This is a genomic window from Phytobacter sp. RSE-02, from assembly GCF_040578655.1.
Lineage (GTDB): Bacteria > Pseudomonadota > Gammaproteobacteria > Enterobacterales > Enterobacteriaceae > Phytobacter > Phytobacter diazotrophicus.
In genome coordinates, this window is the sequence record NZ_JBEULY010000006.1 from 170,140 (window position 1) to 181,938 (window position 11,799).

The 11,799-nt window shown below is 52.7% G+C and carries 12 protein-coding genes; 3 read left to right on the top strand and 9 right to left on the bottom strand.

The annotated features are described in order from the left end of the window. Positions 1-2: 2 nt before the first annotated feature. Together apaG and apaH are read left to right on the top strand one after the other, a co-directional pair. Positions 3-380: a Co2+/Mg2+ efflux protein ApaG gene (gene apaG / locus ABU190_RS14960; protein WP_039078326.1), complete on the top strand. Its 378-nt coding sequence runs from the start codon at positions 3-5 to the stop codon at positions 378-380. 4 nt (positions 381-384) lie between these two features. After that, a complete protein-coding gene (gene apaH, locus ABU190_RS14965) occupies positions 385-1,233 on the top strand; it encodes a bis(5'-nucleosyl)-tetraphosphatase (symmetrical) ApaH (RefSeq protein WP_354691719.1) in 849 nt (282 codons plus the stop codon). Between the two features lie 48 nt (positions 1,234-1,281). On the opposite strand, the gene folA is transcribed toward apaH, so the two are convergent. From folA to ABU190_RS15010, 9 genes are all read right to left on the bottom strand, one after another. After that, the gene (folA, locus tag ABU190_RS14970; protein ID WP_039078324.1) at positions 1,282-1,761 is read right to left on the bottom strand and encodes a type 3 dihydrofolate reductase; all 480 of its coding nucleotides are present in this window, start codon (positions 1,759-1,761) and stop codon (positions 1,282-1,284) included. A gap of 189 nt (positions 1,762-1,950) precedes the next feature. Continuing rightward, the gene (gene kefC, locus ABU190_RS14975; protein WP_354691720.1) at positions 1,951-3,813 is read right to left on the bottom strand and encodes a glutathione-regulated potassium-efflux system protein KefC; all 1,863 of its coding nucleotides are present in this window, start codon (positions 3,811-3,813) and stop codon (positions 1,951-1,953) included. Beyond that, positions 3,806-4,336 carry a glutathione-regulated potassium-efflux system oxidoreductase KefF gene (gene kefF / locus ABU190_RS14980; RefSeq protein ID WP_354691721.1) on the bottom strand — a complete coding sequence of 177 codons (531 nt, stop codon included), beginning with the start codon at positions 4,334-4,336 and terminating at the stop codon, positions 3,806-3,808. The genes kefC and kefF overlap by 8 nt, the downstream gene beginning before the upstream one ends. A gap of 224 nt (positions 4,337-4,560) precedes the next feature. Continuing rightward, entirely contained in the window at positions 4,561-4,794 is a 234-nt protein-coding gene (locus tag ABU190_RS14985; RefSeq protein WP_039078321.1) for a YgdI/YgdR family lipoprotein, read from the bottom strand. A gap of 103 nt (positions 4,795-4,897) precedes the next feature. Beyond that, positions 4,898-6,229, bottom strand: a complete 1,332-nt coding sequence (locus tag ABU190_RS14990) for an MFS transporter (protein ID WP_335254954.1) — start codon at positions 6,227-6,229, stop codon at positions 4,898-4,900. 137 nt (positions 6,230-6,366) lie between these two features. Continuing rightward, entirely contained in the window at positions 6,367-6,654 is a 288-nt protein-coding gene (gene fixX / locus ABU190_RS14995; RefSeq protein WP_039078319.1) for a ferredoxin-like protein FixX, read from the bottom strand. Then, the gene (fixC, locus tag ABU190_RS15000; RefSeq protein WP_354691722.1) at positions 6,651-7,937 is read right to left on the bottom strand and encodes an FAD-dependent oxidoreductase FixC; all 1,287 of its coding nucleotides are present in this window, start codon (positions 7,935-7,937) and stop codon (positions 6,651-6,653) included. The genes fixX and fixC overlap by 4 nt, the downstream gene beginning before the upstream one ends. Before the next feature lie 55 nt (positions 7,938-7,992). Beyond that, a complete protein-coding gene (locus tag ABU190_RS15005) occupies positions 7,993-8,934 on the bottom strand; it encodes an electron transfer flavoprotein subunit alpha/FixB family protein (RefSeq protein WP_039078317.1) in 942 nt (313 codons plus the stop codon). Between the two features lie 11 nt (positions 8,935-8,945). Continuing rightward, entirely contained in the window at positions 8,946-9,719 is a 774-nt protein-coding gene (locus ABU190_RS15010; RefSeq protein WP_354691723.1) for an electron transfer flavoprotein FixA, read from the bottom strand. Positions 9,720-10,254: 535 nt separating this feature from the next. Between ABU190_RS15010 and caiT the strand changes: the two genes are divergently transcribed. Next, positions 10,255-11,772 (top strand): L-carnitine/gamma-butyrobetaine antiporter, encoded by a 1,518-nt coding sequence (caiT, locus tag ABU190_RS15015; protein ID WP_039078315.1) that lies wholly within the window; start codon positions 10,255-10,257, stop codon positions 11,770-11,772. Positions 11,773-11,799 lie beyond the last annotated feature (27 nt).

Consider the following 11,799-nt stretch of genomic DNA (forward strand, 5'->3'; position numbering starts at 1 on the left):
TCATGATCAATTCGCCCCGAGTTTCTGTTCAGGTGCAAAGTGTCTATATTGAATCGCAATCTTCACCCGATGAAGAACGCTATGTTTTCGCTTACACCATCACTATTCGGAATCTGGGGCGAGCGCCGGTCCAGTTGCTTAAACGGTACTGGCTTATCACCAACGGGAATGGCCGTGAAACTGAGGTTCAGGGTGAAGGTGTGGTCGGCGTTCAGCCGCACATTGAACCCGGCGGAGAATATCAGTATACCAGCGGTGCGGTAATTGAAACGCCGTTTGGTACCATGGAAGGCCATTATGAAATGATCGATGCGCAAGGGAAGGCGTTCCGCATCGCTATCCCGGTCTTCCGACTTGCCGTTCAAACACTAATCCACTGAGACAATGTCTACATATCTTATTGGCGACGTTCATGGTTGCTATGATGAACTGCTCGCATTGTTAAATCAGGTGCAGTTTGTACCTGGGCAGGACACCTTATGGTTAACGGGTGATTTAGTCGCGCGCGGCCCCGGCTCGCTGGATGTATTGCGCTACGTTAAATCGCTGGGCGACAGCGTTCGCCTGGTCCTCGGCAACCACGATCTGCACCTGCTGGCGGTGTTTGCCGGCATCAGCCGCAATAAACCCAAAGACCGGCTTAATTTGCTTCTGGAAGCGCCCGATGCCGACGACCTCATCAACTGGCTGCGTCGTCAGCCGCTGTTGCAGGTCGACGAGGAGAAAAAGCTGGTGATGGCCCATGCGGGTATCACGCCGCAGTGGGATCTGGAGACGGCTCAGCAATGTGCACGCGACGTTGAAGCCATTCTCTCCAGCGACTCCTACCCGTTCTTCCTTGACGGGATGTATGGCGACTATCCGAACAGTTGGTCAACGGAACTGAGCGGAATGGCACGGCTGCGTTTTATCAGCAATGCCTTTACGCGGATGCGCTACTGTTTCCCGAACGGGGAGCTGGATATGTATTGCAAAGATGTGCCGGAATACGCACCGGCACCGTTGAAGCCCTGGTTTACCATTCCCGGACCTGTCTCGCAGGCGTACAGCGTCGTGTTTGGTCACTGGGCATCACTGGAAGGGAAAGGCACGCCAGAAGGCATTTACGCACTGGATACCGGCTGTTGCTGGGGCGGCACACTAACCTGCCTGCGCTGGGAAGACCAGGCCTGGTTTGTACAACCGTCGAACCGTCAGATGGATTTAGGTGAAGACGAGGCGGTCGCCTCTTAAGAAGGTATGCTGTCGCCCCGGCGCGCAACGCGCTACCGGGGCAGACAATTACCGACGTTCCAGAATCTCGAAGCAATAGCTGTGAGAATTCTGCTCATCCGCATCGTTAAACTCGCTAAATACCGACTCCCAGTCATCCGGATCGTAATCCGGAAAATGGGTATCCCCTTCGACTTCGGCATCAATGTGCGTCAGATAGAGCTTTTGTGCCTTCGGCAGGAACTGCTCATAAACACGGCCACCGCCGATCACCATGATCTCTTCCGCGTCACCGCACTCGGCAATCGCCGCGTCAACCGAGGTGACCCACTGTACGCGATCGTCAGTGCCTGGCTTGCTGCTGATGACAATGTTTTTACGACCTGGCAGCGGGCGCCCAATCGACTCCCATGTCAGGCGTCCCATAACCACTGGTTTGTTTAGCGTATTACGTTTGAACCAGGCGAGATCGGCAGGTAGGTTCCATGGCATGGCATTCTCCATGCCAATGACGCGATCCACCGCTAACGCCGCAATCAGACTGATCATTGATAATTTCCCGGATGCAAAAAATTGTCGCCACTATACGGAAAGCGCATTCTTTCGTCGACTGGCGACAGGGTAAAGAGACAGAAAATTTTCGTAATCTGTAAGCAAACCCGCGCTGCACGATCGCATACCTTGCTTTCCACTTTTTCGCGAAGCAAACCCTTAACCGTCAATCAGCCGTAACACGCGCTATGGCTGTGGTTTCGCCTCAGGTTCATCGGCGACATCCCCCGTGTGACGGCCCTCTTTGGTCCCCTGCCAGCCATGGCGCTGGACCACGGACAGATGCGCCCGGTCTTCGCTGATAATCTCCGTCAACATCGCACTGGTGCGTTTAAAGACATCCGCTCTGGCCTGAGCGGTGTTATCCACTCCGGCCATCTCCTCAACCATCTGGGTGTTGAACTGGCGGAAAAGGTCGGCACGCTCACGCGCCTCATAAGGCCCCAGACCTAACCCTTCGAGCGCCATTCGCCCGGCTTTCAACGCCGCTTCAAATGTTTCACGCTCCGGCTTCTCAACACCCGCCTGGCGAAGACGAATGTAGTGATCGACGTCGCGGGCACGGGCAATAATACGCAGCGCCGGGAAATGGGTTTTCGCCAGCTCAGTAAGCTGGAGATTGGCCTGCGGATCGTCAATCGCGTTGATCAGCACTTCGGCTTTTCCGGCACCGGCTGACTCCAGCAGATCCACGCGCGTCGCATCGCCATAAAAGACTTTCATGCCGAATTTGCGCAGCGTTTCAATGTGGTCCGGGTCGTGATCGAGAACAACCATTTTGACTCCACTAGAGAGTAGCAGACGCCCGGCAATTTGGCCGAAGCGGCCGAATCCGGCCACAATAACCCGCGGTTCATCTTCGTCAATCTCATCGGCTTCACGCGCTTGTCCGGTGGCAGCGCTTTCCAGACGCGTCAACAGGACTAACAGCACAGGCGTCGCCGCCATGGACAACGCCACAGCCAGCGTCAAGGCTTTGACCCACTCCGGGTCGAGCACGCCTGCCATTTGTGCTGCACCAAAAACCACAAACGCGAACTCACTGCCCTGCCCCAGCAGTGCCGCAAACCAGCGCCGCTGTTTGCCAGGCACACTCAGCGGGCGAGCAATCAGCCAGAGAATGAGGGTTTTAATGACCAGAAAACCGACCAGCAAAAGCAGGATACGCAGCGGATGAGTGACCAGGGTGCCAAAGTCTATCGACATACCGACGCCGATAAAAAAGAGCCCCAGCAGCAGACCTTTAAAGGGTTCGATATCGCTTTCCAGCGCATGACGGTATTCCGAGCTTGCCAGCAGCACGCCAGCCAGGAACGCCCCCATCGCCATGGAAAGACCAGCCTCTTCCAGCAACAAACCGAAGCCGAATACCAGAAACAGCGCCACGGCGCTGAATACTTCACGTAATCCGGAGCGGGCAACAAAACGCAGTGCCGGACGTGCGACATAGCGCCCCAGCACGACCACCAGCGCCAGCGCGCCAACCACTTTCAACGCCGACAGGGCAAACGCCCCCACCGTTGTGGATGCGCCACTGCTGGCCAGTAGCGGAATCATTGCCACCAGTGGAATGGCCGCGATATCCTGGAAAAGCAGCACGGAAAAGGCACTACGCCCCATTTGCGAAACGGTCAGGTTACGCTCATTCATCGCCTGCATGGCAATCGCGGTTGAGGAGAGCGCCAGCGTCAGGCCGATAAGCAGCGCCACCGGCCAGTCGAGCCCCAGCACCATACAAAACGCCCCCAACAAAACGCCGCAGGAGGCCATTTGCAACGCGCCGCCGCCAAAGACCGACACGCGCAACTTCCACAGTCTCTGGGGATCCAGCTCAAGGCCAATCACAAACAACATCAACACCACGCCGATTTCAGCGAAGTGGAGGATAGATTCAGCGTCAGTGACCAGGCGTAAGCCCCACGGACCAATAATACAACCGGCGATCAGATAACCCAGCACGGACCCCAGCCCCAGGCGTACCGCGATCGGTACGATGAGCGCGGCCGCCCCCAGGTAAATCAGCGCCTGAATAAGCGTATGACTATCCATGGTGGGTCTCCTGCCAGTCGAGCAACAATTGTTTGTAGCGACGGGCCTGCGCCTGCAGAGTTTCGTCGTCGCAAATGAAGGTGCAGTGAGTGGCAAACGACGGCAACCAGTTCATCCCGCAATAGAGCGCCGTGGCCTGTAATGGCTGTCCCAGAACATCAAAGCCGGGGTGTGAACCAATATCAAAGTGCTGATCCCCGCCGCCTGTGGTCACGGCCCATAACAGACTTTTCCCCTGCAACGCACGCGCGCCATGGCCATATGCCCAGCCGTGGGCCAGGACTTTATCAATCCATAATTTGAGGAGCGGCGGTACACTGTACCATTGCATGGGATGTTGCCAGACAACCAGGTCAGCACGGTTCAATGCCTCCTGCTCGGCGGCGATATCAATATTGAAATCGGGGTAGAGGTGATAAAGAGAGCGAATTTCCACCCCCTCCAGAGTCCCTGCATGCTCAATCATCCGCTTATTCGCATGGGAATACTGCGGATAGGGATGGGCATAAATTATCAGAATCATCGATTAACCTGTTTTCACTGCACACTTTTTTCTTTGAGTGTAGACAGTTAATCGTCGTGCTAACAGCGACAATCTGTGCGGGATTAGCAGGCACCAGCGTAGCACCGGTCAGAAAAGCGGCTAAAACAGCGAGAGGGGCTGGCGTTACCGGTCTGCCGCCACTGAGGGGTGAGACAAAAAAAGTCCCGCGCTAATGGCGGGACGCTTTCTGGCACGGAGTGAAATTAATTGTCCAGTTCACTCATGTTCTTCACCTGGTCGCGGTTAATCTGCTCGGTTTTACCCGTTTCCGCATTTTTGTAAGAGACCAGGCCGGTGTCGCTATCGATTTCCGGTTTGCCATCAGTCACGATAGTTTTGCCATCGGTGGTTTTTACAGCCTGATTGGATGAACAACCGGCAACGGTAAAGAGCGTGGCAGCAGTAAACAGTGACGTTAATAACAGTTTCGTTCGCATGGTGTTCTCCCCTGCTTTTCAGTCGTTTTCAGTTAAATACAGGGTAACTTTAGACTAACTGACTGACCTTAAAAGAAAATACAGAACACTCTGAAGGTTTGACTTAATTCAGGGAATTGCGTCGAATCGTCATACTCCCCGTCTGAGCAAGCGTCAAACCACGCGTCTCCGGTGCAAAAGCGATGGAGATGAGCAGGCCAACGAGCGAAATTCCCGCCCCCATCAGCATGACGTAACTGATCCCATATTTAGTGATAAAAATCGGCAGCGCCCAGGTTGAAAGAATGGTACCAATCCGGCTCAGGGACATGATGACGCCAACGGCAGAGGCGCGAATATCGGTCGGGAACAGCTCATTCGGGTAAAGCCACTGGAGATTTCCTGGCCCGCCGGAGAAAAAGGCATATACCGCGAATGCCGCAACCACCAGCCAGATACCCATTTCAGGGATCAATCCCAGCACGGCCAGCGCCAGTGTCATCATCATAAAGCTGCCGATCAGTAGCGGTCGCCTCCCCATGCTGTTCAGCCAGTACATCGGTGGAATGCAGCCCAGCATAAAGAACAAGCTGATCACCACATTGCCCAGCGCCGCGCTTTTCCCGACGCCCAACCCCAGCAGGCCAACAATCTGCGGACCAAAGGTATAGATGGCGAACATCGGAATAACCTGGCACGTCCAGATAGCGGCGACAAACAAGACAAACGGGAAGTGACGACGATTAAACAGTTGTAAGAAGCGAGTTTCTTGTGGTGGTTCATCATCGAACGCTACCGGCTCGCCAAACAGTTTAATCATCATCTCCTCACACTCTTTCACCCGCCCTTTACGCAGGAGCCAGCGCGGAGATTCTGGAAGATCAAAACGCCCAATCAGGATCATGATACAAGGGATTACCGCACTCCCCAGCATCCAGCGCCATCCGCCGTCCACATCGTACAACCAATAACCGACCAGATCGGCACAGGTCGCGCCGACATACCACATCGCAGCAATAAAACTGATTGAGAAAGCTCGTTGGCGGGTACTGGAAAATTCAGTGATCATGGAGGTTGCGATAGGGTAATCCGCGCCAATCACTACGCCAATCAGCACTCGCATAATGAGCAATTCCATGGGCGAGGAGACAAACATCGTGGCCACCGATATCACCCCAATGGCAATGATATCGATGAGGAACATTTTCCGTCGCCCCACTTTGTCTGAGATGTAGCCAAACAACGAGGTGCCGACAAACAGACCCGCCAGCGTTCCCGCCCCCAACAATCCCAGCCACTGTGCATCCAGCTTTAATGCTGGCGTGAGCTGCTCCAGTGCAACGCCAATCATGACAAGCACATACCCATCCAGGAAAGGTCCGCCGCTTCCCCACAACATGATTCGACGGTGAATAGATGAGAATTGGATATCATCAAAATTTCTGATCTGCTGCATGGTTATGTCCTGTCTCAACGGCAAAATACGAGGTTTGTCACCTCAAGTGCCGAATGGCCCGGCAAAAGCACCTTCTCCAGCCAATACTTCACGTAGTTTTTATAGGCCGGATAAATCTCTGTTATCCGGCACCGGTTTTAGCCGTAGCGAAACTCCACACCAAACGTACCGCGTGGGTAGTCCCATTTTTCGAGGACCGTATCCAACCCCAAAATCCGACAGGTACCGCACTCCAGGCATCCGGCGTAATCAAAACGCACGCTGCCGTCATCCTGCTTTTTGTACAGGCCCGCAGGACAGGCTTTAACTAACACCTCCAGCACCTGCTTATCGGGGTCGGTTTTTAAAATGATGTGTGGGTTTTCTTCATCCACGTTGAATTTGTTAACACCCAGTTTGATGTCCACATTGACGGGGGAAGTCATAGTACAGTCGCTCCTTTTAGACCATCCTTTATCAAGTTGATAAAACCGACCTTTTTGGCATGCCGAAGGATTTTCTTACGCATTGCTACCGGGGCGGTACCATCGACGGTAAACAGATCGCGTGCCACGCCAACCGCCATTTCTGGGTAACGGGTAAACATGCGCGGGTTATCGAGGAAGGCAGGTAAACGCTGATACATACGCATATCCCGCATCGGACCGTCATCAAGGAGCTGACGATAAGCCGAAAGCCCCTGACGGCTGAAATTGTTACTTTGTATCGCGGAAAGTACCGTTTTCGCGGCGGCTTCCCCTGCCGCCACGGCCAGGTCCATGCCACGAATGGTGAAACCAAGATTCATACACATGCCGGCGGCATCACCCGCGATCAGGACACCGTCGCCAACCAGTTCAGGCTGCATATTCATCCCGGATTCCGGAACAACATGAGCGGCGTATTCCACCATTTTGCCGCCGCTAATCAACGGCGCGACGGCAGGGTGCTGTTTAAAATCCTCCAGCATTTGCGGGACTGATTTTTTGGCCTCTTTGAGATGATGCAGACCGCATACTAACCCAAGCGAAATTGTCGTTTGATTGGTATAGAGGAACCCGCCCCCCATCAGGCCATCTGTCGGTGCGCCGGCAAATAGCCAGGCCGCCCCTTCGTTGCCCTGTAACTGGAAACGATCTTCAATGACCGTTTTTGGCAATTCGATGAGTTCTTTAACCCCAACCGCAACATTCGAAGCCGTAACGCGTTTCGCCATGCCCAGTTGTTCAGCCAGCAAGGAATTCACACCATCCGCCAGAATCACGACTTTCGCTTCCAGAATGTCGCCATCGGCTTCCACGCCAACCACTTTGCCATCACGTTGCACGACATTGTCAACGCGGATCCCGGTGATCAATTGCGCTCCCGCCTCTTCTGCCTGCTCCATCAGCCAGGCATCAAATTTACTGCGTAAGACGGAATAAGAGGCTTGCTCAGGTTCACCGTGATCGCCGTTGAGGTAATCAACCGTCATTGCTCCCTTATCGGTCATAAACGAGAGCTTTTCATGTGTAATCAGGCGTTCGACGGGAGCATGCCCGGCAAAACCGGGAATAATACGTTCGAGACTATGGGCGTAAATACGCCCGCCAGTTACATTTTTCGCTCCGGCGGAATTGCCCCTCTCAATCACCAGTACTTGCGCACCTTCCCTGGCAAGCACCAGCGCTGCCACCGAGCCCGCCACCCCCGCCCCCACGATGATGGCGTCAAAAATATCTTCTGACATAAAAACTCCAGAAATTACCTGTAATAACAGAGCGGTCACCGCTCTGCTTAAGGAATTAGCGCGCTAATGCGGCTGTCAGTGCGGGTAAAATTTTCAGCGCATCGCCGACGATACCGTAATCGGCATACTGGAAAATCGGCGCATTTTTGTCTTTGTTAATGGCAAAAATCGTCTGTGCACCGTTTGCGCCCACCATGTGCTGAATCTGACCGGAGATGCCTACAGCCAGGTACAATTCCGGTTTGAGCATCAGGTTAGAAATGCCGACATAGCGTTCGTGTTCCATCCATTTTTCGTTTTCAGCGACCGGACGCGAACAGGCCAACTCCGCACCAATGGACTGGCACAACGCTGTTGCCAGCGAGATATTCTCCTTGCTACCGATACCGCGTCCGACGCTGACAACCCAGCGCGCTTTATCAAGATCAACGTTACTGTTCTGGCGAGCCTGAGTTGCAGTGCGAATGACGGTGATTTCCGGCGACTGCCATGCGACAGTCTGCGCCACGCCGCTTCGCGAAGTGTCTGGCTGCGCCGGCTCAAATGTGCCGCTGCTGAGCGTAATCACGGCGAAAGAAGAACGTAGCGTTTCTTCGCCAATGGCAAGTCCGCCATACACCATATGTTTTACCAAAGCGTTATCACCCGCGATGGCGACGGCATTGGCATCATTAGAGACTGCGGCCGTCAGGCGGAAACCCAATTTTGCCGCCAGTAATTTGCCCCGACGTGTATTGGGCAGCAGTACCAGCCCTTTCGAACCCTGCTGGCGAATGGTCGCCGCCATGGCGTCCGCATAATCTTCAATCATGCGGTCTTCCGGTTTACCGCTGAGATGCCAGACGCTATCGGCCCCCAGGTGGAATGCTGTGGCACTGTCGGTTTCACTGAGCACAAATACATTGATCTGTTCGCCCAACATGCGTGCGCCGCCCATCAAATCAGCCAGCCGGGAAACGGTATCGCTGAATACCCATACAGTGGAAAACTTGCTCATAACATCCCCTTTTAATTGATGATCTTGCGCAGATGGTCAGCAAATACGGCGATTTGTTCTTCGCCATCACCTTCAATAACGATGCGCTGGCGCTCACGTTGTCCCGGCGCAGCGATCTGTTGCACGGAGTTCGCTTCCCCGTGGGTAAAACCAATATCTGCTGTCGTCCAGACCTGAACCGGTTTTTTGGCCGCGCCCAGAATGGCTTTCATGGAAGGAATTTGCGGGGAGTTAATATCCGTAGAGACCGCAATGACCGCCGGAAGCGGTATGCTCAGGGTTTCGATCTCGTCTTCCAGAGCGCGCTCAACGGTCAGCGTGTTATCCACCAGCGATAAAATTTTACTGACGCCGTTGATTGCCGGAATGTGCAGCATTTCACCCAGCAGCAGACTGACCTGTTGGGCATAGAGATCGGAGGAACCGTCGCCACAAATAATCAGATCAAAGCCGGATTTTTTCGCTGCCTGCGCTAACGCCACTGCGGTTTGCTGCGGCAGCGCATTCTCAAACGCATCATCAATCACAACAATCAGTTCGTCCGGGCCGCGCGAAAGCACATCTTTGCGTCCTTTCGCATTAGTCAACGCCTTACCGCCAACACTCATGGCGATCACTTGCGCGTCTCCGGACTGCTGTTTTAACTGGCAAGCAGCTTCAATCGCATTCAAATCGTATTGGCTAATTTTGGAATCCGCTTTACTAATATCTAACGAACCATCCGCGTTATTGATCGCAATATCCTGTTCATCAGGTACGCACTTGTAACAAGTAATTATCTTCATTGCCTCTCCAGAAATCATGAAGGAATCGTCGTCCATATCGGCGATGGTAAATACAGATATCACACCATTTAATTACGGGATAAAACATTAATCACCAATATTGAAAATGTCACACCCTGTAAAATAGGACTTTCAATATTGTTAGCGACTTCACCAATATTGAAGAATTGGTTTCACCTTACAAATTTTCAATATTGTTAGCGACTTCACCAATATTGAAGAATTGGTTTCACCTTACAAATTTTCAATATTGTTTCCGGGATCACCAATATTGAACGCCACAAGGATGAAAAAACAGAAAAATCACAAGTAACAAATTGTTTTTAAAGAACTTATCAATCACTCCCAACCAAATAAAAACCGACAAAAAAGTGTGACGCGAATAACAGAATACGCTGTAGCGAATACCCATCATGGAGTACTCGCCGAAGCTCCCTTGAGGTTAAAGAGTCATTAAATAAACACTCACAAAAATGAACATAAATATAACAAACGGGAACGAAATATAAATCAATTATGACACTGGAATTCGAACATGAAAAATGACAAGAGAAAGTCAGGTATAGAGCCAAAAGTTTTTTTCCCACCGCTAATAATCGTCGGAATACTTTGCTGGCTAACTGTTAGAGACCTTGATGCCGCCAATGTGGTTATTAATGCAGTATTTACTTATGTAACGAATGTCTGGGGATGGGCATTTGAGTGGTATATGGTCGTGATGCTCTTTGGCTGGTTCTGGCTGGTCTTTGGCCCTTACGCCAAAAAGAAACTGGGCGATGAGAAACCTGAATTCAGCACCGCGAGCTGGATTTTCATGATGTTCGCCTCCTGTACCTCCGCAGCCGTGTTGTTCTGGGGATCGATAGAGATTTATTACTATATCTCTACACCACCGTTTGCATTAGCCCCCAACTCTACCGGCGCCAAAGAGCTCGGCCTCGCCTACAGTTTGTTCCACTGGGGACCGCTACCGTGGGCCACCTATAGCTTCCTTTCCGTCGCTTTCGCCTATTTTTTCTTTGTTCGCAAAATGGATGTGATTCGCCCCAGCTCAACGCTTGTGCCTTTAGTGGGTGAGAAACATGTGAAAGGGTTATTCGGGACCATCGTCGATAACTTCTATCTTGTGGCACTGATCTTCGCGATGGGTACCAGCCTCGGTCTGGCTACGCCGCTGGTCACTGAATGTATGCAGTATCTATTCGGCATCCCCCATACGCTGCAACTGGACGCGATCATCATTACCTGCTGGATCATTCTTAACGCAATCTGCGTGGCCTGCGGCCTGCAGAAAGGAGTGAAGATTGCCAGCGACGTGCGTAGCTACCTGAGCTTCCTTATGCTCGGCTGGGTATTCATCGTCAGCGGCGCCAGCTTCATCATGAACTACTTCACCGATTCCGTCGGTATGCTGTTGATGCATCTGCCACGTATGTTGTTCTACACCGATGCTATCGGCAAAGGCGGTTTCCCGCAGGGCTGGACCGTTTTCTACTGGGCCTGGTGGGTCATTTACGCCATCCAAATGAGTATCTTCCTCGCCCGTATATCGCGTGGCCGTACCGTTCGTGAACTGTGCTTCGGAATGGTGCTGGGCCTGACGGCTTCCACCTGGATCCTGTGGACTGTGCTGGGCAGTAACACGCTACTGCTGATGGATAAAAATATTCTCAATATTCCGCAGCTTATTGCAGAGCATGGCGTACCACGCGCCATTATCGAGACCTGGGCCGCCTTACCCCTGAGTACAGCAACAATGTGGGGGTTCTTTATTCTCTGCTTTATTGCCACCGTCACACTTATCAACGCGTGTTCTTACACGCTGGCCATGTCGACCTGCCGCGAAATACGCGATGGTGAAGAGCCGCCTCTGCTGGTACGTATCGGCTGGTCCATTCTGGTCGGCATCATCGGTATTGTGCTGTTGGCTCTCGGCGGGTTGAAACCGATACAAACGGCAATCATCGCGGGCGGCTGCCCTCTCTTCTTCGTCAATATCATGGTCACGCTGTCCTTTATTAAGGACGCCAAAGCGCACTGGAAAGATAACTAAGATAAATCAACCATATCAAGAGGTTAA

Coding starts and splice junctions, on each gene's coding strand:
- fixC (WP_354691722.1), bottom strand. CDS start 7,937: ATGTCAGAAGATATTTTTGACGCCATCATCGTGGGGGCGGGGGTGGCG.
- kefC (WP_354691720.1), bottom strand. CDS start 3,813: ATGGATAGTCATACGCTTATTCAGGCGCTGATTTACCTGGGGGCGGCC.
- ABU190_RS15010 (WP_354691723.1), bottom strand. CDS start 9,719: ATGAAGATAATTACTTGTTACAAGTGCGTACCTGATGAACAGGATATT.
- ABU190_RS14985 (WP_039078321.1), bottom strand. CDS start 4,794: ATGCGAACGAAACTGTTATTAACGTCACTGTTTACTGCTGCCACGCTC.
- folA (WP_039078324.1), bottom strand. CDS start 1,761: ATGATCAGTCTGATTGCGGCGTTAGCGGTGGATCGCGTCATTGGCATG.
- caiT (WP_039078315.1), top strand. CDS start 10,255: ATGAAAAATGACAAGAGAAAGTCAGGTATAGAGCCAAAAGTTTTTTTC.
- ABU190_RS14990 (WP_335254954.1), bottom strand. CDS start 6,229: ATGCAGCAGATCAGAAATTTTGATGATATCCAATTCTCATCTATTCAC.
- ABU190_RS15005 (WP_039078317.1), bottom strand. CDS start 8,934: ATGAGCAAGTTTTCCACTGTATGGGTATTCAGCGATACCGTTTCCCGG.
- apaH (WP_354691719.1), top strand. CDS start 385: ATGTCTACATATCTTATTGGCGACGTTCATGGTTGCTATGATGAACTG.
- kefF (WP_354691721.1), bottom strand. CDS start 4,336: ATGATTCTGATAATTTATGCCCATCCCTATCCGCAGTATTCCCATGCG.
- apaG (WP_039078326.1), top strand. CDS start 3: ATGATCAATTCGCCCCGAGTTTCTGTTCAGGTGCAAAGTGTCTATATT.
- fixX (WP_039078319.1), bottom strand. CDS start 6,654: ATGACTTCCCCCGTCAATGTGGACATCAAACTGGGTGTTAACAAATTC.